This window comes from Pseudomonas sp. BIGb0558 (genome assembly GCF_024807515.1).
Classification (GTDB): Bacteria; Pseudomonadota; Gammaproteobacteria; order Pseudomonadales; family Pseudomonadaceae; genus Aquipseudomonas; species Aquipseudomonas yamanorum_A.
On record NZ_JANUEW010000010.1, the window covers coordinates 72,126 to 96,485 of the forward strand.

The following is a 24,360-nucleotide window of genomic DNA, read 5'->3' on the forward strand; positions in this document are numbered from 1 at the left end:
CTTGGTGCTGCAAGCTCTGGGCTCGTCTACCCGCTGGGGCACATGGGTGCCTGCTCCTGTTCCATGAGCGGCGCAGAGGTAGGCTCAAAATGTTCGGCAATCCCTACCAACACCGCCCAAGCTTCCGCCGGAGTCACTTGTCTGGTCGGGCAGGCGTCCACTGATGGGGCAGCAGTCGCTCGATCTCGTTGGCCCGCTGTGTCGGCAGCTGCCCGCGAAAATCCCTTGATCGAGCGTTGGTGCAAGAGGGAGAAGCGCTTGATGAAATAACGGATGAGCAATGGGATGTCGTTTCGCCGCTCGCGCAGAGCCGGAATGTGAATGGGCACTACGTTGATGCGATAGAACAGATCTTTACGGAAGCGGCCCTGCCGGACGTCCTCTTCCAAATCCGCATTGGTTGCGGCAATGACCCGAATATCGACTGGATAGGGGGAATCACCAACTAACCGATCCACTTCACGTTCCTGCAGCACGCGAAGGAGCACTTCCTGCGCCACTGAGGTCAGGGTACCGATTTCGTCGAGGAACAATGTGCCGCCATTAGCCTGATCGAAACGCCCGGGCCTGGTACGCGTGGCGCCGGTAAAGGCGCCCTTTTCCACCCCGAAAAGCTCCGACTCGATCAGCGTTTCTGGTAGCGCGGCGCAGTTGACGGCCACGAACAGTTTGCCTGCACGGTGGCTGAGTTGATGCAGCAGTCGGGCAAAGCGCTTTGCCGACGCCTGTCTCTCCTTGGAAAAGTACGGTGACATTGCGAGGCGCGATCTTTTCGATCCGTCTGCAGGTAGCGAGGAAACTAGGGTCGGCCCCAATGAGATCGGAGACAGCCAGGGCGTTATCGAGTATCGGATCATTGAGCGAGGCGTTGATGTAATCGGTGGAACCGAACAGCTCCAGCTGGTCAGCATCAGGCCCCCATTCCTCAATAGGCTTACCGATGATACGGCACTGTGCATGCCCCATACCGCGACACTCAATCTCACGAAACAGCACCGTGCGGCCGAAGACGGCGCTGGTCAAACCGGATGCATGCCCTATCTGCATCCAGCAGACCGGTTCGGCGGAAAGGGGCAGATGCGCCGAGTGGGCGCTGGCCTCGATGGAGTCGTGCCAGATCTGATCGGAAACCCTTAGCGTACCATTTTTTCCGAATTCTGTAGGTTTCCCCTGTAGGCCATAGTGCAAAAAATTCACCAGACGGTCTGATGCACCTCATGTATTCCAGCGGAGAATTTTGATTGAAACGATTTACCTATTAAATCGCCGTTAAAAAAAACCGCCCAATAAGGGCGGCAAAGGTCGATGAACAACAGCAATAGATCATAAACAGTGAATCAGGAAACACCTGTCTCGGCGAATAGCCGGGTCAACGGATGCCAATGGCGCGCAAGGCGGCCGGGGTGAAATCGGATGATTTGGCCTTCAGGCCAAACTCGTAGGCATTTTTAATCTGGTTAAACATGTAGTTTGCCACGTAGCGCCCGGATTGCAGGTCGTATGTAAGCTCACCGGCCGATACTTGGGCTTGTACGTCGTATAGCGGCAGAACGTGATTTTCCGAAACTCGCCAGAGAGTGCCGCGGTTGTCGTAATGGTCGGCTTCGACGATGGTCCAACTGTCTTCATCAATAAACAGATGGCGCTTGGAATACACATGGCGCTCGCCAGATTTCAAGGTGGCGATCACTTCCCAGACACGATGCAACTCGTAGCGGGTTTTGTCTTGGTTAATGTGACCGGGGGTAATAAGGTTGTCATAGCTATTGGTCGGGTCCGCTAGACGGAAGCTATTGTATGGGATATACAGCTCCTTCTTACCGACCAACTGCCAGTCGTAGCGGTTCGGCGAGCCATTAAACATGTCGGTCTGGTCGGTGGTGCGCAGGTTGCCAGGGCCCGGGCTATCGTAGGCTACCTGAGGCGCACGCCGCACGCGTCGTTGGCCAGCGTTGTACTGCCAGGCCATGCGGGGCTCTTTTAACTGATCAAGTGTTTCGTGCACTAGTAGCACGGTGCCTACGTCGCGCGCCGGCGCGATGTTCTCCGAAGTAAAGTAGTAAAGGATATTGCTCGACTCGCTCGGGTCGTAGTCGAGTAATTGTTCGTTGTAGGCTAAACGGTCGCGCTCAGTTTTCCAAGAGTAGTTACCGTTTGGCGTAGTCACAAACGCCGTGGTTTCACGTTGAAAACTGCCACCACGGTAACGGGTGATGTGATTCCAGATCACCTCCAGACCGTTTTGCGGAAAAGCAAATGCCAGCGGACTGTGGTAATCGATCAAGCCGTTGCCACCCTCTATTAGTTGAGTACTGGTGGCATTTTTACGGATCGCTTCATAAGTCGACTGCGGCCACGCCACGCTGCGATGACTTGGGTACACCGGCATTTTGTAGGTGTCTGGATAGCGTGCGAACATCGCTTGCTGGCCAGGGCTGAGCTGATTGCGGTATTGATCGACATTCTTTGCGGTGATGGTGAACAGAGGCTGTTCCTTGGCAAACGGATCTTCTCGGAAACCATCGACTACCTTCCCGGCATTCTTCGGCAAACCTCCGGTCCAAGCCGGGATAGTACCTGCGGTATTGCCGGATTGCTCGGCGCCGAGCGGGGTCAGGCGCTGCCCTAACTGGGCCACTTGGCTGGCATCCACTGCAGCAAAGCTAGGCGATATTGCCAATGGCAGAATGGCCAGTACAGCACAAAGCATTGTTGTTTTTGTAGGCATGGGAAATCCCTCAGAACGTGACGCCAATGCTGGCGCTCAAAAAATCTCTGTCGACGAGCGTGTTGTAGTCGCCGCCGAAGTAGTCGGTGTAACTTAAGCTGGCTTCGTAGTTACTTAGGTACTTGGCGTTTACGCCAATGCTGATGGCCTTGCTGCCTTCGTTGAAGTTCGGCCCGTAGCCGTCAACATCGTGGTTGAACGCCAAGTTGGGCGAAAGGTCCAGACCACCGATCACACCGTTGTATGCCAAGCTCCCTCGCAGACGATAACCCCATGAGTTGCGTGTGAAAAAGCCATGGCTGTTGCAGTACTCGGGGCGAGCGCTAAGCAAAGTACGGCACAGGTCTTCGCCATTGTTACCGTAGTACTCTCCGGTACCGTAAGGGCTGGAGCGGCCATACCGTGGCTGGCTTGCCTTACCTTCGGAAATACCGGAAAGGTGGTTGAAGCCGGTTTCACCGATCACAGTCAGGCGGCTCGCACCGAGAATCTGGTCGAAGGTCTGGGTGATACTGATCTGCGCCTGGGTCATGGGTATGCGCTTATAGCCATGAGTGGTGTCGCCGGGAATTCCTGAGTTGGGAATCACGCTCGGCACTACAGGATCAAGACGCAGGGTGGCGTAGATCAGGTCGTCATACGCCAAGGGCATGTTCGGTCGATAGCTCAGCTCACCTTCCACAGAGGCGCTGCCTATATTGGTATTAAAACTCATACCGTAAAGGCGAATGTCTTCCGGGTATTCGAGGAAGTAGTTGCCCGTACGCGCGCCAAACGCCACGCTAGTAAAGGGATTGGCAGTTACCATGGTCGAGCTGCTCACAGGGGTGCGGCTGTGATAGTTCAAGTAATAAGCGCTGAACTCTGTGTCATTCAACTCAGGTATCAACCAGCGCAGCGCCAGACCAAACTGACCGCTATCGCGGGCATCCCGATCGCCACCACGGGGTAGATAGATGGTGTTGCCATTGATACCGGAGTTATCCGACTCTCCAGGTGCTTGGTCGGCGCCCCGCAGCACGTAGCGGTCCTCGCAGCCATCGGCAGCAAGATCAGAACCGGCGAAGAAGGTACCGCAGTTATCCGCCACCGACTGGTCCCACTCCAGCTGGTAGAAACCCTCCATGCTCACGGTGTCTGTGAGGGTTTGCTGCATGTACAGCATGTTTACCGGCAGTAAGCCTTCCTTGAGCTCCGAACCTGGGCGACGCAGCGCGTTGGCATCCAGTGGGTTAATGATGTTGATGCCACCACCGATAAATGTGCTGCCTCCCCAACTGACGACTTGCTTGCCGACGCGGAATGAGCCGGGAAGGTCAGCCAGCTCATAGTTGTGATAGAAAAACGCATCGAGCAGATCGACACCAGAGGATTGCGCGCCGCGTTTACGGCCGTTGTCCTGAATGTCGTAAAGATTTTGGTGTTCGTCTTTGAGTTCGAAGTCGTACCAGTACTTGCCTCGCATAAATACGCCCGATTCGCCGTATTTCAATTCTAGGTCGTGGCTGCCTTTGAAAATTTTCGAGAAGGTCTCATGCTTTTTGAAGTTCAATCGCCCATCGTCGGTGGTTTGCGACTCACCTCGCCCCCCGTTTCTCACGCCAATAAAGTCCGGGTCTGGGGAACGCATGGCCAAACTGGTGCCAATGGAAAGTGCGGAGTCAAGTCGCCCCTCGATTTCGCCTACTTCGAAGTTGACCGCTTGGGCACCGGCCATATACCCCGCCATTGACACTGCCAAGATGACTGCGCCGGGCATGCCGGGCCGCTTGATGATTAGTTTCACGTATCTTCACCTTTCTTATTATTGGATACGGAAATGGGCTAGTGCTGCATTTCCGGCACCTTAAGCTTGGGACTCAAAGATACATGCACTTATTTGTACACATGTATTCGATGAGCACGAAGGTACGTTATACATGCTTGTGAGCGATGTAAATCTGTACGGAATTTGTACATGATTGGTGCGCGTCGACGCACCAGCCGTTAGCTGCCGCGGCAAGTTTTAGGAGAGAACTGGGAAAGGAGAAGCGGGCGGCGGCAGAGATCGCCCGTAGATGATTATCCGGGGAGGGCACCGGTATAGCGGGCGCGATGGCGAACCATCAATTGCTGGTTGTATTGCTCGCTGGCATGAGCAATCCAGCCAATCAGCCGTGCTACCCCCAACAGCGCTAACTCTTGGCCGACGAGGTTTAACTTACGGCCAACAAAACTCACCAACAGTACAAACTCCGCCGGTCGCTGCACTAACTCTTCAGCCACATTCATCGCCTTGAGCAAACGAAGGTAATCGGGGTCGTCGGCAAACATAATGTCTAGGGTGTTTTTCAGGCTGATCGCACGTGGGTCGGCGATGCTATACGTATAGGCACAAAACCCCGGAATATCATCGCCCTGGCTGTAATATTGAAGAATTGGCTGGGCCGGATCTTTGGCGTTGCATACCTCATCCAGCAAGCGGCTTACCGCCTCACTGCGGCCATAGGCAATGCGTCGTCCACGAGCGGCCGCCAAGCCCACAATCGCTGCATAATAAGGAGTCACCCCGGTATTGGCCGCCGCGCGCACGCTGTAGGTGGAATGGACAAGTTCATGGTCGATGCACAGAATTAGCACGCGACGGATCAAGTCGGCGAAATGCTGGTTCATCCCGCAGGAAGTTGCAATGTATTCATGCAGAGGTCGGATATCCGGCACGTTTGCTCCCACCACCAGCGCGGCAAACCAACGGACCACATCGGCGCCGGTACGTGCATAACCCTCTGGAGTCAGGTCGAAGGCCTTTGGATTTTCCCGCTCCACCAGCGGAAACAGGGCGATGGCTTTTTCCACCGCGGAGGTGTGGCTAAACAACTCCAGCAAAGTCGCCGCGCCCTCTGGCATATGAGGTAGAACCGTGCCAAAAGCGCCGGGCACCTGCCAGAACATTTCCGCCACTTCCTCCACCGTGGCTTCCTCTACCAGCTCAGTGACATCCCGACCGCGGTAGTACAGGCCGCTCTCCGTTAACAGGGTCAGGGAGCTGTAGGAGTCGGCATTGCCGCGCTTGCTTGGCGTACGCTCGGGAGCTTTCCCATCCTTGGTAAGGCGTTGAATGTCCGCCGCCCAATAGCGTCGCTTACGGGACCCCTCAATTTTGATCGAGCGAATGTTTTTGCGGCCTACGTAGGCATATAGGGTCGCCACATTGATGCCCAACAAGTTGGCGGCTTCCTCAGCGGACAGGTACAGCTCATCTTCGTTAAGCATGGCGACTCTTATATAGACGGAGTTCGTACAGATTTACGGATGGTAGTCGACTGGTTAGATTTCTGTAAATGCTTGCAATGAGGCTTCTATCCTTGCACTGGAGCTTACGATTGCCCCATGGAGGTTATTTAAGCCTTTACTCATTGCGCCTCGACGGTCAGCAACACCGCTCATAAGCGCCGGTACCTGGATCTTTATACAGGAAGGATTTGTCCTGGATGCGGCGCGGTATAGCTATGAAAATTTGTGTGTTTTTTGGTGATTATATTCAAGTGTACGATAAAAATACAGATTTACACAAAACTCATATATATATATTTTCTCGGCGTTATACATGTGTACTGCTGGTTGACTCCCGCTTTTGCGAGGCCTTAAACCAGCAATCCACCAACGGTTTTCATAAGAATAAGGATAAGAAAATGGCTTGGGTTGGTTTCGGCATGGTGCTGGTGTTTATGCTGCTGATCCTCAGCAAAAGGTTGTCCGCCATCGTCGCGCTTATTGTGGTGCCTGTGGTGTTTAGTCTAGCCATCGGTAGTGGCCCACAGACAGGCGAGATGGTGATGGGCGGTATCCTCAAGGTGGCACCTACGGCAATAATGCTGATGTTCGCCATTCTGTTTTTTGCCGTGATGTATGACGCCGGCCTGTTTGAGCCGGCGATTCGGCGGATTATGCGTTCGGTAGGAGATGACCCGCTGCGCATCACTATTGGTACCGCTGCGCTGTCGACGATCATCTCCCTCGATGGCGACGGCTCCACCACTGTGCTGGTGGTGATCAGCGCATTTCTGCCAGTCTACCTGCGCTTAGGTATGAACCCCCTGATTCTCGCAGTGATGTTGCTGCTGACCAATACCATCCTCAACGTGGTGCCTTGGGGTGGGCCAACCGCACGTGCCGCCAGCGCCTTGCACCTGGACGCAATGACGGTATTCACCGGGTTGCTGCCAACTCTTGTGATCGGGCTGGCTTATGCCTTTGCGGCAGCTTGGTGGCTAGGCATGCGTGAACGCAAACGCTTGGGTTGGGTAGCTGGGCGAGCGACTGCAGCGACTGTGGAAATACAGCACATCGATAAACACAGTCATCGACCCAAGCTGATCTGGGTGAACTTAGCCCTGACTCTCGGTTTGGTGATGTCGATGGGATTGAGGCTTGCTCCCCTGCCGGTGCTAATGATGGGGGGGTTGGCCGTGGCGCTGGTGATCAACTACCCCCGTCTGGTCGACCAGAAAGAGCGCATCGCCGCTCATTCGGAAAGTGTGCTTACCGTGATCGCGCTGATTTTCGCCGGAGGCGCTTTTACCGGAGTTCTGAGCGGGACGGGAATGGTGGCTGCCATGTCTCAGGCATTCCTTAATATAGTTCCTGATTCGGCTGGCCCATACATGAGTGTGATAGCTGCAGTGGCAGCCATTCCCTTCACCTTCTTCATGTCCAATGACGCGTTCTTCTTCGGCATCCTACCCATTCTTAGTGGTGCGGGGGCGCAATACGGGGTCGACCCATTGCACATTGCCCGCGCCTCGCTGCTTGGTCAGCCGGTACATGGTCTGAGCCCGCTACTGGCTCCGGCGTACCTGTTGAGCGGTTTACTACAACGCGATGTAGGTGACCTGCAGCGGTACTGCCTGATTTGGGCGTTTGGCAGCTCTTTTGTGTTGATTCTCGCCGCGTTAGCAACGGGCGCCATTATCTAGCACCACCTAATTTTTCTGCTTCTCCCTGCCCTTGACCTGGCGGTCAAAGGGATAGGCGGCGGCTTGCCACGAGAAAGTCATTGCTGAAAAGCGACACATCGCCGTCTCCCTGCGTTATCGCAGATGAGCGCGACAATTTTTAAACGGAGGAATGACCATGAACAACAATGTAAAGGTGCTCGTGCCCACTGGCGTGATCGGCTCGGGGCTGCGGCTTGATATCTTCGAACGCGCCTTACTGGAAAGGCCAGATGTGATAGCCATGGACGCCGGATCGACTGACTCTGGACCTTATTACCTAGGTACGGGTAAAACCAAGTCGACCAACGCAGTGCTAAAGGCGGAGTTGCTAGCGTTGATGAAGGCACGCGCTGATCTGGGTGTTCCGCTGATTATCGGCAGCTGTGGCACGTGTGGCTCCAACGCCGGTGTCGACCTGATGCGTAACCTGTGCCTAGAAGTAGCCGCAGAGTTGCAACAGAAAGTGAAGATCGCCGCTATTTACAGCGAACAAAGCGCTGCCACTGTTATTCAGGCATTGGAAGATGGCCGAGTAGTGCCCTTGAACCCGGTGCGCTCCATCGATCCAGCGCTAATTGAGCGTTGCTCCCACATTGTTGCCGCCATGGGCGTTGAGCCCTTTCTCCATGCGCTGGAACAGGGCGCCGACATAGTGCTGGCGGGCCGTGCTACTGACACCGCCGTACTCGCCTGCCTGCCGATTTTTCGTGGTGCGCCCTGGGGAGCCGCTTGGCATGCGGGGAAAATTCTTGAGTGCGGCGCGCTGTGCACAACTACTCCCACTGAAGCAATGGTAATGGCAGAAATCGACCAGCAGGGCTTCACCCTGACTGCGATTGGTGAAAATGCTCGAGCTACACCGCGGTCAGTAATGGCGCACATGCTTTACGAAAACAGCAACCCTCATATGCTAGTTGAGCCGGGTGGCGTACTCAACGTCGAGGCTGCGACCTATACCGCTATCAGTGAAAACAGCGTACGGGTCGAAGGCTCGGTCTGGGTACCGAGCGAACACTATACGGTGAAGCTCGAGGGTGCAGCAGCAACGGGTTATCAGTCAGTAGTGCTGAGCGTGGTGCGCGGGTCCAAATACATCACCCGGTTTGATGAATGGCTGGCGTATATGGACGACATCATGCGTAAGCGCATTGAGAAAATCCTGAGCATTGTCCCCTCAGATTATGACCTGCAGTTCCGCGCAATTGGCAAGAATTCTGCACTTGGCGACCTCGAAAACCAGTTAGGCCAACCAGTGGAAATCGGGGTATTGGCAATTGTCACCACGCCAGAAGCTTCGCGCACCCAAGACATCATCGCCTTGCTCAATCCCTACATGCTGCATTTACCCCTTCAGGATGACAAAGACCTGCCGACCCATGCCTTCCCACTGTCACCAGCGTCCATGGATCGGGGCATGGCATACGAGTTCGTGCTTAACCACGTCATAGTGGTGGCCGACCCATTGGCACCGTTCCGATTCGACTTCACGACGGTAAATAACACCCCATTAGAAAATGAGAGTACAGGAGCCCAAGTATGAGTGTTTCCCATAGTTATGAAATTCGTTCTAAAAACGCCGGGCCTTTCTGGCTCACTTTCGACATTTTCTGCGCCAACACCGAGGTTTTTAAGCAACTGAGCGCCGAGCCTTTACTAGCCGAAGAAGCGGTAGCCCGCATGCTGCACGGCGACCCGCACCAGGTGAAGGTGTTCCGCGTGCAGGCGTTGAATGTGGTGAAAATTACACTGCCGCGCCCCATCACCCAAGGCGCGTTACACGACCGCGACATGCATGGTGCCCAGTGGGGCCATGTGCTGACCGAGGTGTTAGCCCGCGCGGGCGTTTGATGCCATGAACTATAGGGCTCCGCGCATCGCGCAGCCCTGAGAATCGGTTTGCTGTTTACGCTGATTAGGTGAGGCGGATGGGGTCTAACCGATTCTTGCAGTATACAAACACTTGAAGCAAACAAAGCCTTTCGTGACCTACCCGCTGGAGGCATTGATTTTCCTGGGTTCGCCCTACTAACAATTCTATGGAAAATCTGTCGTTGATACCAAAAGGCAATACTCTCTCAGTTCCTATGCGAAAAAAGTCTGTCACGCGGACTGAAAAGTACTCACGAGGGCCACTCACGGACGATCAAACGGCTGGATTCACGCCCTGATCGCTTCAAGCAGTCCTGCGACGCCGAAGATGCTCATCATCCGTTTGAGGTTGTAGGCGAGCACATGAAGGCTCATCTCGGTGCTTACCCTCGGAAGGGTTTTGGTCACGAAGTGGGTACTTCCCATCTAGTATTTGAGCGATCCAAAAGGATGTTCAACAGTCTGTCGGCGACGCCTCATCATCGTTGGGTCATGATCCAGCCGAGCCTGCATCGCATCGCATCGACTATGGTTTCATGTTCCCAGCGCTTTATCCGGCGTTCCTTACCTTACCCGTCGTACATTGATTTTGCATTAAGCAGAACTGGCAGCCAGAGAAGTAGTAACAATGCAATAACATGCCGTCTTCCATCGACGAATGCCGCCTGGTTAGTAACTGCCCCGCAGGGCATCGATACTCGTCCGATGCAGCAATGTAGATAAAGTCCTGCTTACCAAATCGGCCTTCGGCTTTGCTGCCTGAGGTCAGGGGTTTCGGTACGAAGGTGGTGATACTCGCCTGCTCGCAGGCAAGGATTTCCAGCCCCTTGTAATAGCCTCGGTCGGCCACCACCGTCAGCGACTCATCGCCGATCTCTTCACTCGCCTGATTCGCCATATTGCTGAGTCGCGTCCGGTCATTGCCAACGTTGGTCACCTCATGGGCAATGATCAGATGGTGCTTGTCGTCGACGGCTGTTTGTACGTTATAGCCAACCGTTCCGGTACCTCGGCCGCTCGTGGCCATTGAACGTGCATCTGGTTCGGTAAGAGAGATTTGCTGGTCTGGACTGTCGTGAAGTGCGCCTCAATGTCCTTGAGTTTCTGCATCTGCTTTTTCAGCGTTTCTATCTTTTCTTTCAACCGCTCGGCCTTGGCCTCGGCTACTTCGGATGTTGCCCGATCCGCCGAATCAATCGCCGCCAAATAACGGTCAATGCTCTGCTAGATCTGCTGCATGCGTGCATTCACTTTTCCCTGGGTGAAGTTACGGTCGCGATTATTGACGGCTTTGAATTTGCTGCCATCAATGGCGATGATTGATTGGGAAAAGAGATCGAGGTGCGGCAAAGCACTACGAACTGGCGGCAGATGCTGCGAATGGCTTTGCCGTTGTCTTTGCGAAAGTCGGAAAAGGTTTTGAAGTCCGGAGCCAAACGCCCCGTGAGCCACATCAACTCAACATTGCGCTCGGCCTCCCGTTCCAGCCGGCGGCTGGACTGAATCCGATTCAGGTAGCCGTAGACATAGATCTTCAGCAAGATCGCTGGATGGTAGGTCGGACGCCCCGTTGCGGCAGGATCAACACCTTCAAATCCAAGTGCGCCCAGGTCGAGTTCATCGACGAAAACGTCGACCACTCGCAGTGGATTTTCTTCGGCTACGTAATTGTCCAAGCACTCAGGCAGCAACGCGTGACTTGCGTCCGAGCCTCACCTTCAATGAATCGCTTCATGATCGCCCCAATACAATCTAGACGATCAAAAGGTTAGACAAACACAGGCGTTTTCACACAGCCTGGCCCCAAAGCGGACTGTCACAACTGGCAGCTCTTGGCCCTGAGTGTGTAAAAACGCTATCTGGCATCGTCGGCGCGGAGCGCCGACGTCTGTTCGGTGACGGAAATGCACCTGAAGCTCCATGGTCGATCAGTGTAGGCCTGGAGCCCACCAGCAGGGATTCACAGCTTATTGGAGGGGCCAAAACCCGACCTTTTCAGGCCGACAACGCCCTCATCAAGCCGTTAGCACCAAGGATTGTCAAAACTCGCTTCAAGTTATAGGCGAGCACGTTCAAGTTCATCTCGGCGCTTACCCCGTTGAGCTTTCGCGTCAAGAAGTGCGTCGCCCCCATCCATTGTTTGAGCGTCCCGAAGGGATGCTCAACCGCCCATCTTTTCGTGGCGCAAAGGTCAGCTACTCAACCGCTTCCGACGATGCAGGACCGCGGCAAGGGCAGGCATTAGGAGTAGCGCACCTAGCATGTTCCATAGGAAAAGAAAGACGAGCAGCAAGCCCATATCCGCTTGAAACTTTATTGACGAATAGATCCACGTCGACACGCCAAGAGCCAAGGTAAGACCGGTAAATGCAACAGAGCTACCGGTAGTCTTGAGCGTCTGGAAGTAAGCGGTGCGCATGTCCATTCCCTGCTTCAGGAAACCCTCTAATCGGCTGTAGAGGTAGATGCCGTAGTCCACCCCGATGCCTACGCCAAGCGCCACGACCGGGAGTGTGGCGATTTTAACCCCCAGCCCCAGTTTGGCCATGACCGCCTCACACAGAACAGTGGCGAGGTAGAGAGGGGCCATCAGCGCAAGGGTGACTTTGAGTGAGCGGAACTCCCACAACACTACGGCGCTGATAATCGCAAACACCAAAATCAACATCGGCGTTTCGGAACTCGCGATGACTTCGTTGGTGGCAGCCTCAATACCGGCGTTGCCGGCGGCCTGCAGAATTTGCAGATCAGGCGTCGAGTATTTTGCAGAAAACTCGCTGACCGCACTGGCTACCCGCGTTAGCGTTTCCGCCTTATGGTCGGCAAGGTAAATGCTAATGGGGGCCACGCTGCAATTGGCATCAACCAACTCTGATGTCACGCCCGCGCGCGCGGAGTTCATGACGAACTTATCTCGGGAAAATTCGGCCCACTTGGGGTTGCCCTCGTTGCGCGCCACGATATTGAATCGCATGGTTTGGTACAGCGACTGAACGGACTCTACGCCGGGTACCGCACGAAGTGTCTGTTCAAGCTGGTTGGCAAGGTCCGCTGCGTGGAAGCGGACGCACTGTTCCTTGGGCGTAGTAAGCATCACCACGTACACATCGGTGCTGGTGCTGTAGTGAGCCAGCAGGTAGGCGTTGTCTTGGTTGTAGCGCGAGTCCGCCCGGAACTCGGGCGCCCCCTGGTTCAGGTCTCCGATCTTCAAGTCCTGCCGAGCGTCATAACCGTAGGCCAACAACAACAGGCTGACAGCGATCAAGGGCCAGGCAAATCGTGGCTCGACTACCCGGGAGACGCGACTGAATATCGGCCATGAGTAGTTCAGTCGTGCTTGTTGCTTGCGCAGCCCGCCTCGACTGATGCCAACGTAAGACATCAAGACGGGAAGCAGGAACATCTTGGTGAACAACGCAACGAACACCCCGATGGTTGCGGCAATTGCCAACTGTTCTATAACGCCGACCCGTATCACCAGCAACGTGATGAAGCCCGCCGCATCTGCCAAAAGTGCGGTGGCGCCGGGTATGAATAGGGCGCGAAACGTTTTGCGCGATGCTTCGAGTGAGGTTGCCCCTGAGGCCATCTCACTCATCATCAGATTGATGTTTTGCACGGCGTGGCTGATGCCAATGGCGAAAATGAGAAAGGGCACCAAAATCGAATAGGGGTCCAATCCCAGGCCTAGCAAATTGAGCAAGCCCAACTGGCAGACCACCGTCACCAGGCAAATGAGCACCGTAACCACCGTGCTTCGCCAGCAACGGCAATAGCCGTAGAGCACGGCGCTGATCAGCAGTACGGTAATAGCGAAGAACAGCGCAACGTCTGCGGCCGCTGCCAGCAAGTCACCGATGATCTGGGCAAACCCGATCACCCGTATCTGCACGCCGTGACCGTCAAATGCCTCGCGGACCTCAACTTCCAGCGCTTGCGTCAACTTGCCGTAGTCCAGTGGCTTGCCGGTCTGAGGATCTTGCTCGAGCAGTGGCACCAAGATGACGGTGGACTTGAAGTCGTTAGCGACCAGGCTGCCCAGCATGTTGGCGCGAAGAATATTTTGCCGTAGTTGGACTAGTGACGGCGCATCGCCTTTGTAGGTGTCTGGAATAATCCGCCCAGCCCGAACACCGTCGGTGGTGACTTCCGACCACTTTGAATTGGGCGTCCATAGCGATTTCAGGTTGCCTCGATCGACGCCCGGAATATAGAAAATACGATCGGTGACTTTATGAAGCGTTTCCATGTAGGACTGCGTAAAAATGTCCTCACCGTTAGTGCTTTCCACCACCACGCGCAGAACATTGCTCTGCGGACGAAGTATGTCTTCGTATTTGAGGTAGTGCGTTATGTAGGGGTGGTGAGTGGGGATCATCCGGGTAAAGCTGGCGTCGGGCCGCAGCAGAGAGGCCAAATACAGTAGCGGTAATGCAACCACGATGGACATGACCAACACGGCTGGGCGGTGGTTGAATAGCAGGTTCTCGATCCGTGTTACAAGGCGTTGGAAAAAGGCCTCACGGGTCGTTGCTTCAATTTTGATTGGCGAATTCATTGCAGGTTGGCCTCAATTTCCGATAGCGCTATGCGGCTCAAGCCGGCACTGCCGATCAGTGCGATCTGACCATCCGATAACATCGCTATACCCAGTAACGCGGCTCTTCCACGTCCCTGCCAGCGCCTGAAGTTGCGCGAGTCCTGACTTAACAAAACAGTGCCAGCCTGACCCACCAGCGCTAAATCACCGTCCGGCAATTGGGCGCCCCCGTAGAGGTTGGCATGCGTGGGTAGAGGGATGAGTTGCCAGTGCTGTCCTTGATCTTTGCTGCTAAGCAGCGTGCCGCCAAACCCCAGCGCAAACACTTGTCCATCGCGCAGTGCGATCAATTTGTACAGCGAGGCAGGCGTCGTGGCCGGTAGCGCCGTCCAGCGGTTGCCACCGTCTATGGAGCGGTAAATTCGGCCACCTTCACCGGCAATTAAGAGGGTGCCATCTGCTAAGCCGACGATGGCATTCAGATGCAGACGTTCAGGGTCGTCCAAACCTTCCATGAATTGCCATTGTTTACCGCCGTCCACGGTGTGCAGTACGGTCCCATACGCACCCACCGCCCAGCCTTCGTCGGCATTACGAAACCAGATGTCCAGCAAGGGTCTGGACGGCCCTGACTGCAATCCAGCGTTGACGTCGTCGAGCATGAAGTTGGCGTTGTCCAGCGCTCTATTAACGTCGTCGCTGGGCGTTTCGGCTTGTAGCCGAGCGATACGTTGCTCAGCACTCAGTTTCATCAATTTGCCGATAGCGGCGCCATCGCTCTGGGTCGTCCAGGTAGCACCTGCATCGGAGCTGTTAAGAATTACACCGTCATGACCCACTGCCCAGCCATTGCGAGCGTCGACGAAATAAACTGAGGTCAACAGCAGGTCTACGGGCACTTGGGCTTGTTGGGTGGTGCCGTTGGCGTCGCTGAGCAGTATTAGTCCATTGGCGCCGACCATGACGAGGGTTCCGTTGTGCTGCTGCACACTAGTAAGTGGCTGGCGAGTGGGAGTTGGCTGGGTAGGCGCTTCACGTTGCAGCCGATCCGCAAGGGCAGCTGCATTGCCGGGATGCGAAGCGACGCATAGCCAGACCGCAATGCCCAGCAACGCGGGGCGTCTAGATATTTGCATGGTGCGTGTCTCTGAATTGGAAAGAGGCAGGCAACACCAGTTGCCCACCCTGAGTACGCCAGCGTTTATCGATCAGTGACCGCTGCGGCGTAGCGCTGCCGGGCTGAAGTCGGTGAATTTCGACTTGAGGCCGAACTCGGCAGGCTTTTCCTCATTTTCCAAGCCATAAACGGCATAACGCTGAGATTGCAGGTCGTAGCTCACGTCGCTGATTTGAAGGTTCGACAGGACGTCGTAGCGCTGCAATGTGTGGGCTTCCTGCATCCGCCAGAGCCCGTTATTTCCGTCGAATAGGTCGACGGCAAGGATGTTCCAGCTGTCCTCGTCTACGTAAAATTCCCGCTTGGAATAGATGTGCCTGGCGTCCGGTTTGAGCGTGGCTTCCACCACCCATACGCGGTGCAGTTCATAGCGCAACAGGTCTTGATTGAGGTGCCCAGCCTTAGCAATCTCCTCGTATTTTAGGGAGCGATCAGCCAGTTTGTAGGTGTTGTACGGAACAATCATTTCCTTCTTGCCGATGAGCTTCCAGTTGTATTTGTCGGGCGCACCGCTGTACATATCGATCATGTCGTTGGTGCGCAAACCGTCTGCCGTCGACACTGGCGTGTCGTAGTTTGCTTCCGGCGCCCGAAGGACTCGGCGTTGCCCTGGGTTGTATTGCCAAGCCAAGCGAGTTTCCTTGGTCTGGTCGATGGGTTCGTGCGCCAAAGTCACTGTGCCAGCGACGCTTTCTGGTCCAGTGATTTTTAGCAACGTGTAGTAGAGACGATTCGGTTCTGGATTGTTCAAGGCTGAAGCCATGACCAAGATTGATTCACGGTGGGTAGGTGTAAAGCCGCCAGAACCCTGCACCACCATTTCGGTGGGATAATTGTGGATCTCGCCCGTGCGATAACGCACATAGTGGTTGTAGATAACCTCAAGCCCTTGCTTGGGAACAGGGAACGGCACAGTGGTACGTTGATAACCGACCATTCCAGCGCCGTTATCGGCGAGCTTCACGTTGGCCGCTTCCTTACGGATCTGGTCGTACTCGGCTTGGGGAAGCGCTGCACTTCGATGCGTCGGGTAGACGATCATCTTGAAGTCAGGGAATTTGGAGAGCATGGCTTTATAGCCGGCTCCCAGCTTGTCAGCATACTGAGCCGAATTGGCGCTGGTCACTGTATACAGTGGCTTGTCGGCGGCGTATGGGTCGACGTAGCCTTTCTCTCGGTTGAACGGCACGGGAGCCTTGGTGAGGCCACCGTCCCAGGCAGGGATGGTGCCATTAGCATTCCCCGCTTTTTCCGCGCCGGTAGGGGTCAAGTCTTGGCTGAGCCGTGCGAGTTCGCCTTCGCTCAACTGAGCGGTCGCCGCGCCACTTGCCAGGGCAATCACGCTCGAGAGTAGTGCTGTATAGAGGTATTTGTTGTTCATTGTGTGCCTCCTGGTTAGAAACCCGCTCGTACGCTAAGGGCAATGAAGTCCTTGTCGGTAGACGCGTATGGCGTATTGCCGCTGCCGGACCATGAAAGGTCTGCTGAATAGGTCTGGCGATAGTCCGCCCTGATCCCCACCGACCCGGTCAATCTGTCCTCAACGAGGTTGCCGTCATACGACCAACCTTTGACGTCTTGGCCGAATGCCACATATGGCGAGACGTTCACACCGAGAAATGCGCCCGGATAGTTCAACTGCCCTCTGAGTCGATAGCCCCAAGAAAAAGCAGTTACGAAACCGTCGCTGGTACACGCGTATTTTTTGTACTTTTCGACCGGCACGCCGACCTGGCAGCCCTTCGCGCTACCGTTCGCCATGTCCGTGCCGTAGATGTCGGTACGACCATAACGCCGCTCATCAAGGCTCGGTAGATCATGGATGTACTTCGCAGCGGCCTCTGCCGTAAGGCTTAGGCTGTCCGCCCCCAATACCTGAGAAAACGTTCGGGTAGTGCCGAGAGATAGCTGTGAAATTTTGAGGCGGTCATAACCGTTCACTTTGGCCCCAGGTGCCGCTGCCAGGCCGTCCGGCCCCTGAGGTAACGGGACCACTACGCCGCCGAACCCACCGGTACCGTTGAGGGCTGAACTCGGGTCGCCAGCATAGGCCTGAAGCGTGTCCGAGCTATTCAGTTGCACCGGCTGATTGGGCCGGTAGCTGTACTCGCCGAACACCGTAGAACCCATCGCTTCGGTTGAGAAACTGAGGCCAAAGATGCGGATGTCTTCGGGGAATGCGTCGTAGTATTTGGCGTTCGCATCAGCGATGGCTTGGGTTGTCGGATTCTGCCAACCCGCACCGGACAGGCGCTGATCGGCGATGGTGTTGATGTAGGGCGTACGTGAGTGAATTTTCATAGCGTAGGCGCCGAACTCGGTTCCTATGCTGTCGGCAAAGTATTTCAGCGCCAATCCAAACTGCCCACTGTCACGGGCTTCTTTATCTTTTGCGCGGGCGATGTATTGGCCCGTCTCGATACTGATCTGATCGTTTGCGCTGGGTCTTTGAGGTATGCCGAAACAACCGGGAGCGGCGTAGTCATTGGTGGAGAAGTACGTGCCGCATCCCTCAAGCACCGTTTTGCGCCATTCCAACTGATAAAACGATTCAACGCTGAGGCTATCGGTCACACCAAAGTTGCCGTACAGCATCGGGACTGGCAGCAACCCCTCTTTCACCTGAGCGCCGGGCCGCCGCAAGGCTGCGGAGTCAATCGGGTTTATCGAGTTGATACCATTTTGGAAGAACAACCCTTCCCCCCAGTTCACCACTTGATTACCGGCCCGCACATTCAGGGGGTGGCTACCGATCTCGTAGTCGGCAAATACATAGGCATCCAGAAGCGCGATTCCTTGAAACTTGGCAAGGTCATCGAAGTGACTGTCGCTCAGGGGCGCATTGTGGTCATAGCCGTTTGTGGAGTTACCAAATGGCACGTCTTTGTTATTCAGCGTGTAGTCATACCAAGCCTTCGCGCGAAGAAAGGCGCCATAGTTTTGCCACTTGAATTCAATTTCACCCAACGCGGTCACTGGCGAGGAAACCAGCTCACCACGCTTGTGGAAGTTGAGGCGGCTGTCATCACCCGTGCGCCCACCATTGGGGTTGAACTGGCCCGCCGATCCATAGCCAATGCTATTGGCGTTGCCCTGGGAAATGGCTGATGCCTGAGGCTTTGAGGCATTCCAAATACCCCCAGCGCTTATGCTGCCGTTGTAGCGCCCGCTCACTTCGCCAATTTCGAAATCACTAGCTCGCACAGTCATGGAGATCGTGCACGCCAACGGCGCAAGCACCAGCGGCAATTTGTACAGCCAGTTGCCGTCCCGGAATCGGGAGTTACCTGAAAGCTTCATTTCGCCCACCCCTGCTTATTGTTGTTTTTGTATCGAGTTTTCCCGCGTATTTCGCCTGTTTGGACGATAGCCGCGGAGCTACCATGGAGGTCCACGTCCAGCACCGCTGGTTAGGTTGATTACATTGGTGGATGTATCTACCTAACTAGGATTTCCGAAGGCTAATGAATCATTTCGGTGCTGTATATCTCTACGGGATCAATCAACCTTAGGGATTGCGGGTATGGGTAGGGCGTTCCTTGGGCGATGGCGCGGGTTACGCGGGGCCGGGAAGGGGGCCGGTGTACACAGCGTGGTGGCGAATCAAGTCGTGCTGGTGATATTGCTCGCTGGCGTGGGCGAGCCAACCGACCATGCGACCCAGGCCGGCAAGCACGATTTCCTGTCCGCGCATATTCAATTTACGGCCGCAAAAAACCAGCAGGAGAATGAAGTCCAGAGGCTTGCCGGAGATTTCTTCTACCGTCTCGGCAGCAATGAGCAGGCGCTGAAAGTCTTCATCGTGCGCATAAATTCGACGCAGATGGTTGAGCAGGCTCTTTGCGCGCGGGTCAGCAATGCTGTGTTGGTTTGAGCCGAATCCGGGGACTGGCTCACCCTGCCGGTTGCGCAGCAGAATGGGCTCGCGAGGATCGTCGGCCACATAAATTTCTTCCAGCATGCGCACCATCATTTCCGTGCGGGCATAGCTCAGACGCCGCCCCCTGAATGTGGATAGCCCCGCTATTGTCGAGTAGTAAGGGGTTACACCAGCGTTGGCGGCGGCTCTGACGGTGTAAGTGGCAGGGTCGAACTCGTGGTCGACGCTGAGAATCAAAATTCGCCGAATCAAGTCCTCCCCAGCTTCGTCCAGCTCCAGCGCGCGTGCTATTGCCTGTGGCAGTGGGCCGACAGCCGGGCACTTCGCGCCGACGATCAGCGCAGCAAACCAGCGCATCACCTCAGCTCCCGTGCGGGCTAGGCCCTGCATCGACAAGTCGTGGGCGCGGGGATTGTCGCGTTCGATGAGCGGGAACAGGGCGATGGCTTTTTCAACGGCGGACGTTTGCGCCATGGCGTCGAGAATTGCAGTTGCGCCGGCTGGCACCTTGGGCAGGGGATGGTCGAATGCGCCATCTACTTGCCACATCATCTGGGCGACGCTTTCGACGCTTGAGCTTTCAGCTAGCACCGCTACGTCGTGGCCTCGATAGTAAAGGCCTTGCTCTGTCAGCAGAGTGATGTTCGTGCGGGTAGCCACCTGCGGGGGCGGCGCTGGAGCAGCGGCGGCGCCCTGCTCGACGAGTAGTCGGTGGATGTCAGCAGCCCAATAGCGGCGGCTGCGCGATGTGCCAACCTTTAGCGAGCGGATGTTTTTGCGGCTCACGTAGGCATAGAGAGTTTTATGAGCAATACCGAGCAATCCAGCTGCTTCGTCGGCGCTCATGTACAAATCGTCTTCGCTTGGCATGGCTTTCGACTCATTGATGAGGTTGGGAGTAGCAGCTTATTTGTAATAGGTTGATTGATCCAGTAGAGATTTACACCTTTTACAGCTGGCTATATGTTGGTCCGCACGCAGCCAAGGCTCATGACGTCTCCAGTTAGGTCGTCTCAGCCCAGATTTTTTTGCAGAAAAAAACAGACGGCAATTGTCCGCCCACAAAAACAAGAAATACGCGCTCCCCAGGAGACCGACATGAGTCCCGAGCTTGCCCCCGTCACCGTTAAAAAGATCATCCGAAAAGTCATGCTGCGGATTATCCCCCTTACCTTTTTTCTCTATTTCGTAGCCTTTCTGGACAGAGTCAACTTGGGCTACGCCGCGCTGCAGATGAACGCTGACTTGGCACTGACCAGTGAGGCGTTCGGGTTTGCAGCAGGGATTTTTTTTATAGGCAACGTGTTATTTGAAGTGCCCAGCAACATGCTGGTGATCAAATTTGGGCCGCGGGTTTGGATAGCTCGAATCATTCTGACCTGGGGTGTGGTTGCGACTCTGACGGCTTTCGTTCAAACCGCAAATCAACTGTACGTTTTACGGTTCTTACTCGGCGTCGCTGAGGCAGGCTTCCTGCCAGGCATGGTGTTCTATTTCGCCTTGTGGTTTCGCGAAAAGGAGCGTGCCACAGCAACCGGCCTGTTCTTGCTTGCAGCGCCTGTTACTTATCTGGTGGGAGCGCCGCTCAGCACTGCGCTGATGCACTACGTCACACTCGGCGACATCGCAGGGTGGCGCTGGATGCTCTTTCTGGAAGGGTTACCCGCGATAGTGGGCGGCGTGCTGTGTTATCGCTACTTGTTAGACAGCCCGCAGAAAGCCACCTGGCTCACTCAGAGTGAGAAAGACTGGTTGGCGGCCGAGTTTGAGCGAGAAAAAGCCAGCCAGCCTCCCGTTACTCATTTGGGTACGTGGCAAGCGTTGACCAACCCCATAATCCTTTATCTGTCGGTCATCTATTTCCTTTCCCAAGTAGGTGCATTGGGTATCGGCTATTGGTTGCCCCAGATAGTCCAGAACCTTTCAGCGGCTTTTTCATTGACTCAAATTGGCTTGATCGCCGGCCTTCCGTATGCGGCGGCTGGTGTTGGTCTCGTGATTTGGGCGCGTTTGTCGGACCGCTTCTATGAGCGCAAATTTTTTACTGCCATTCCGTTATTGCTGGGGGCGATAGGCCTGTTCGTCGCAGGAACCACTCAAGACCCTTACCTAGGCATGGCGGCAATTACGTTGGCGCTGACCGGAATCTTCGCTACGAAATCGCCATTTTTTGCCATGTTGACGCAGCTGTTTAGCAAACCAACGGTGGCGGTTGCTGCGGCAATCATTTCATCGCTAGGTAACTGCGGTGGGTTCGTTGGCCCTTATATCGTGGGCGTGGTCAAGAAGGCGACCGGTACGTCCTCGGCGGGGCTGTTCGTATTGAGCGGTGCATTGTTATTGGCGGCACTAATGACTTTGTTCATCGTGATACCTCGCCACAAATCAAAGCAAGCCTCGTTGCAAGCACTGAAGATGAAAGAGCAGTGAATGTTCGGTGGGGGGTGTGATGACGTATCCAGATCCAGTGTCGTTGAAGTTATTTGTTGCTGTTTGCGAAGTGGGAAGCCTTGCCGGTGCGGCGGAGCGTGAGTGTCTCTCGCCGTCGGCCTTGAGCAAGCGAATCTCGGACTTGGAAGCGGAGCTCGGTACCACGTTACTGACTCGCGAACCCCGTGGTGTGCGCATGACGGCGGCAGGTGAAACGCTGCTGCTGCATGCCCGGCAAATCTTGCACAGCCTGGCTCGAATGCGAGCCGAGGTCGGAGAGTACGGCGATGGCATTCGCGGCCATGTTCGAGTGCTGTCCGTGGTTACAGCAATGGTCGAGTTTCTGCCGGAGTGCTTGGCAACCTTTCTAGGCGACAACGCTCACATTCGAATCAGCCTTGATGAAGCCGTGACGACCCAGGTGTTACGCAGCGTAGAAAATGGCTCTGCGGATATTGGTATCTGCCGGGAAATGCCAGTGCCGCACGGTTTGCTGAGTTACCCCTGCGGTTCCGATCGTTTCGCTGTGGTCGTTCACCCGCAGCATGAATTGGCCTGCCGCACGAGTGTTGCCTTCAACGAAACCCTGATCTACGAGCACGTTGCGCTTTCACTGAACGCAGCGTTGCAACCTCCGATGGAAAAGCTGGCTCGGGATATGGATCGTGAGGTGAGTATTCGGTTTTACGTTTCGTCATTTGATGCCGCGCTAAGAGTGATCAAGTCGGGCCATGCGATCGGGATATTTCCTGTGGAAGCCATTGCGCGATTTACGGCGCTTTACGATTTGCGAGTCATTGCCTTGGACGAAACGTGGGCAGGCGGAAACTTCATGCTTTGTGCACGGCCAGCGGAAGTTAACTCGCCCGTTACGCGGCGTTTGATCGCCCATCTTCTACGCGAAAGACAGCCATCGAAAGTAACGACGGCTGCCACCCAAAAAGATCACTTGTCGGTCCTTGAGACCAGCATCGACACTGGTAAACAGCTGGCTGACACCGGGGCTGACTACCGAGCCGCTTGCTGATTTTCAACCCGTCATTGCGGTGTGTTTGCGGACGCACCTGACTGTGTACCTGGAGCGGTTATGAATCACTTAAAAAAAGAAAATATAGATCCGATTACGCTCGAAATATGGTGGAGCCGCTTGGTCGCCGTTGCCGACGAAGCCGCCACCACGCTGCTGCGTACTGCGTTCTCCACCATTGTTCGTGAGTCCAACGATTTTGCGACCACGTTGATGAACGTCAAGGGCGAGTCCATCGCTGAGTGTTCCGGTGGAATCCCTGCTTTCGCGGGCATTATTCCGCGTACAGCCAAGGCGATGTTGGAGAAATTCAAACCGCACACGTTACGTGACGGTGATTGCCTGATTACTAACGACCCTTGGCTCGCCACGGGACACCTGCCCGACATCACCGTTATCACACCCATTTTTTACGAAGGCGAGTTAATCGGTTTCGCAGGTTCTGCCGCGCACTCGCCCGACACCGGCGGCAACCCCGGGCCCGGTAACCGAGAGTTGTTCGAGGAGGGCATCTGTATCCCACTCATGCACCTCTATCATGCCGGCCAACGAAACGACGCGATGCTTGAGCTGTTCCTCAACAACGTGCGTTTACCTGAGCAGGTGTTGGGAGACCTGGAAGCTCAGGTTACCGCCAACGACGTTTGCCGAAAAAAGGCAATCGAGTTCCTAGTCGACACCGGCCTGCGTAATTTTGAACTCCTGTCGGACGCCGTTCATGGGCATTCGGAAATGGCGATGCGCCGCGCTATCGGCGCCATACCTGACGGTACCTACACGGCGTGCGTAGACGCTGACGGTTTCGATGGGTTGCCCACGCGAATCAACTGCACGATTACGGTCGCCGATACGGACATGACCGTCGATTACAATGGAAGCTCTGCACAAGTTGCCCGTGGCACCAACTGCACATTGAACTACACCCAGGCCTATTCGATTTACCCGCTCAAATGTGTGCTGGATCCGTTGACCCGTCGTAACGAGGGTTCCTATCGCGCCATAACAGTCACGGCGCCGCAGGGTTCCATTCTCAATGCACGTTTCCCTGCAGCGGTGGGCGCTCGGCACCTGACCGGACATTTGTTGTGCTGCGCCATTTACCAAGCGTTGGCAGATGTATTGCCTGACCAAGTTATTGCCGACAGTGGTGGCACTCCGGCAATGCGGGCGCGCTTTAGCGGTCGAAGTGAGGCAGGTATCCCGTTCTCCCAAATCCTCTTCGCCAGCGGCGGGATGGGCGCCTCATCTGCTCGCGACGGCTTGTCTACAACTGCGTTCCCTACCAACTCTGGGGCCGGCAGCATCGAGGCCATGGAGGCTGTTTCGCCCATCCTGGTCAACCGTAAGGAGTTCCGCATCGACTCCGGCGGCGCGGGACGCCAACGCGGCGGCCTGGGACAGGCTTGTGAAGTCCGCAACATCACTCAGCAGCCTGTCCAGTTGGCGATTCTAGCCGACCGCCACGACCATCCAGCCTTGGGCATTGCCGGGGGGCTGCCCGGGGCGCCCACCGATGTGGTGTTCCAGGATGGAAGTCGACCACCGCTCAAGTCCCAGGTGTCCTTGCCGGCCGGCCAACACGTGACGTTTTTCTTTGCCGGTGGCGGCGGGTACGGCCCGGTAGGCGAGCGCTGCAAAGCGGCCATCCAGCAAGACATTGACGACGGTTTCATTTCAACGCAGGCCGCGGCCGAGATTTATGGGTATTCCGATGCCCAGTAACGAGGAATTCA

General features: G+C 55.5%; 14 protein-coding genes and 3 pseudogenes. 6 read left to right on the forward strand and 11 right to left on the reverse strand.

The features are described from left to right. Positions 1-26 precede the first annotated feature (26 nt). The 4 genes and pseudogenes from M2400_RS33600 to M2400_RS14660 form a co-directional block, all read right to left on the reverse strand. Positions 27-1,197, reverse strand: a pseudogene (locus M2400_RS33600) (sigma 54-interacting transcriptional regulator). 172 nt (positions 1,198-1,369) lie between these two features. Then, positions 1,370-2,728, reverse strand: a complete 1,359-nt coding sequence (locus M2400_RS14650; RefSeq protein ID WP_259196477.1) for a DUF1329 domain-containing protein — start codon at positions 2,726-2,728, stop codon at positions 1,370-1,372. A gap of 10 nt (positions 2,729-2,738) precedes the next feature. Beyond that, positions 2,739-4,487, reverse strand: coding sequence for a DUF1302 domain-containing protein (locus M2400_RS14655; RefSeq protein ID WP_259196581.1), 1,749 nt, complete (start codon positions 4,485-4,487; stop codon positions 2,739-2,741). A 302-nt stretch (positions 4,488-4,789) separates the two neighbouring features. After that, positions 4,790-5,980, reverse strand: coding sequence for a citrate synthase (locus tag M2400_RS14660; RefSeq protein ID WP_259196479.1), 1,191 nt, complete (start codon positions 5,978-5,980; stop codon positions 4,790-4,792). Between the two features lie 419 nt (positions 5,981-6,399). Here M2400_RS14660 and M2400_RS14665 point away from each other — a divergent pair, with 419 nt between their 5' ends. The 3 genes from M2400_RS14665 (at position 6,400) to M2400_RS14675 (ending at position 9,552) form a co-directional block, all read left to right on the forward strand. Further along, positions 6,400-7,683, forward strand: a complete 1,284-nt coding sequence (locus M2400_RS14665; protein ID WP_259196582.1) for a CitMHS family transporter — start codon at positions 6,400-6,402, stop codon at positions 7,681-7,683. 157 nt (positions 7,684-7,840) lie between these two features. Next, positions 7,841-9,244, forward strand: a complete 1,404-nt coding sequence (locus M2400_RS14670) for a DUF1446 domain-containing protein (RefSeq protein WP_259196480.1) — start codon at positions 7,841-7,843, stop codon at positions 9,242-9,244. Next, a complete protein-coding gene (locus tag M2400_RS14675) occupies positions 9,241-9,552 on the forward strand; it encodes a DUF4387 domain-containing protein (protein WP_259196482.1) in 312 nt (103 codons plus the stop codon). Before M2400_RS14670 ends, M2400_RS14675 begins: the two co-directional genes overlap by 4 nt. 309 nt (positions 9,553-9,861) lie before the next feature. Here the strand turns inward: M2400_RS14675 and M2400_RS14680 are convergent. The 7 genes and pseudogenes from M2400_RS14680 to M2400_RS14710 all read right to left on the reverse strand — a co-directional run bounded on the left by M2400_RS14680 (position 9,862) and on the right by M2400_RS14710 (position 20,040). Further along, positions 9,862-11,308 (reverse strand): annotated as a pseudogene (locus M2400_RS14680) (IS1182 family transposase). Positions 11,309-11,568: 260 nt separating this feature from the next. Beyond that, positions 11,569-11,751: pseudogene (locus M2400_RS14685) on the reverse strand (transposase); the annotation flags it as partial. Between the two features lie 13 nt (positions 11,752-11,764). Then, positions 11,765-14,131: an RND family transporter gene (locus M2400_RS14690; protein WP_259196483.1), complete on the reverse strand. Its 2,367-nt coding sequence runs from the start codon at positions 14,129-14,131 to the stop codon at positions 11,765-11,767. Next, positions 14,128-15,075, reverse strand: coding sequence for a YCF48-related protein (locus tag M2400_RS14695; RefSeq protein ID WP_259196484.1), 948 nt, complete (start codon positions 15,073-15,075; stop codon positions 14,128-14,130). The genes M2400_RS14690 and M2400_RS14695 overlap by 4 nt, the downstream gene beginning before the upstream one ends. A 246-nt stretch (positions 15,076-15,321) precedes the next feature. Further along, complete coding sequence (locus tag M2400_RS14700) at positions 15,322-16,671, reverse strand: DUF1329 domain-containing protein (protein WP_259196485.1); 1,350 nt, start codon at positions 16,669-16,671, stop codon at positions 15,322-15,324. A 14-nt stretch (positions 16,672-16,685) separates the two neighbouring features. Then, positions 16,686-18,590 (reverse strand): DUF1302 domain-containing protein, encoded by a 1,905-nt coding sequence (locus M2400_RS14705; protein ID WP_259196486.1) that lies wholly within the window; start codon positions 18,588-18,590, stop codon positions 16,686-16,688. A gap of 256 nt (positions 18,591-18,846) precedes the next feature. Further along, positions 18,847-20,040, reverse strand: a complete 1,194-nt coding sequence (locus M2400_RS14710) for a citrate synthase (protein ID WP_259196487.1) — start codon at positions 20,038-20,040, stop codon at positions 18,847-18,849. A gap of 228 nt (positions 20,041-20,268) precedes the next feature. On the opposite strand from M2400_RS14710, the gene M2400_RS14715 reads away from it, so the two are divergent. Genes M2400_RS14715 through M2400_RS14725 form a run of 3 tightly spaced genes read left to right on the forward strand, consistent with a single transcriptional unit; the run spans position 20,269 to position 24,349 of the window. Further along, positions 20,269-21,600 carry an MFS transporter gene (locus M2400_RS14715; RefSeq protein WP_259196488.1) on the forward strand — a complete coding sequence of 444 codons (1,332 nt, stop codon included), beginning with the start codon at positions 20,269-20,271 and terminating at the stop codon, positions 21,598-21,600. Between the two features lie 19 nt (positions 21,601-21,619). Next, the gene (locus tag M2400_RS14720) at positions 21,620-22,627 is read left to right on the forward strand and encodes a LysR substrate-binding domain-containing protein (RefSeq protein ID WP_259196489.1); all 1,008 of its coding nucleotides are present in this window, start codon (positions 21,620-21,622) and stop codon (positions 22,625-22,627) included. Positions 22,628-22,687: 60 nt separating this feature from the next. Next, complete coding sequence (locus M2400_RS14725; RefSeq protein WP_259196490.1) at positions 22,688-24,349, forward strand: hydantoinase B/oxoprolinase family protein; 1,662 nt, start codon at positions 22,688-22,690, stop codon at positions 24,347-24,349. Positions 24,350-24,360: the final 11 nt, after the last annotated feature.

Bases quoted from the DNA above. Each gene is read 5' to 3' on its own strand.
- M2400_RS14650 (WP_259196477.1), bottom strand. From the start codon at position 2,728: ATGCCTACAAAAACAACAATGCTTTGTGCTGTACTGGCCATTCTGCCA.
- M2400_RS14655 (WP_259196581.1), bottom strand. From the start codon at position 4,487: ATGCCCGGCGCAGTCATCTTGGCAGTGTCAATGGCGGGGTATATGGCC.
- M2400_RS14660 (WP_259196479.1), bottom strand. From the start codon at position 5,980: ATGCTTAACGAAGATGAGCTGTACCTGTCCGCTGAGGAAGCCGCCAAC.
- M2400_RS14665 (WP_259196582.1), top strand. From the start codon at position 6,400: ATGGCTTGGGTTGGTTTCGGCATGGTGCTGGTGTTTATGCTGCTGATC.
- M2400_RS14670 (WP_259196480.1), top strand. From the start codon at position 7,841: ATGAACAACAATGTAAAGGTGCTCGTGCCCACTGGCGTGATCGGCTCG.
- M2400_RS14675 (WP_259196482.1), top strand. From the start codon at position 9,241: ATGAGTGTTTCCCATAGTTATGAAATTCGTTCTAAAAACGCCGGGCCT.
- M2400_RS14690 (WP_259196483.1), bottom strand. From the start codon at position 14,131: ATGAATTCGCCAATCAAAATTGAAGCAACGACCCGTGAGGCCTTTTTC.
- M2400_RS14695 (WP_259196484.1), bottom strand. From the start codon at position 15,075: ATGGTCGGCGCCAATGGACTAATACTGCTCAGCGACGCCAACGGCACC.
- M2400_RS14700 (WP_259196485.1), bottom strand. From the start codon at position 16,671: ATGAACAACAAATACCTCTATACAGCACTACTCTCGAGCGTGATTGCC.
- M2400_RS14705 (WP_259196486.1), bottom strand. From the start codon at position 18,590: ATGAAGCTTTCAGGTAACTCCCGATTCCGGGACGGCAACTGGCTGTAC.
- M2400_RS14710 (WP_259196487.1), bottom strand. From the start codon at position 20,040: ATGCCAAGCGAAGACGATTTGTACATGAGCGCCGACGAAGCAGCTGGA.
- M2400_RS14715 (WP_259196488.1), top strand. From the start codon at position 20,269: ATGAGTCCCGAGCTTGCCCCCGTCACCGTTAAAAAGATCATCCGAAAA.
- M2400_RS14720 (WP_259196489.1), top strand. From the start codon at position 21,620: ATGACGTATCCAGATCCAGTGTCGTTGAAGTTATTTGTTGCTGTTTGC.
- M2400_RS14725 (WP_259196490.1), top strand. From the start codon at position 22,688: ATGAATCACTTAAAAAAAGAAAATATAGATCCGATTACGCTCGAAATA.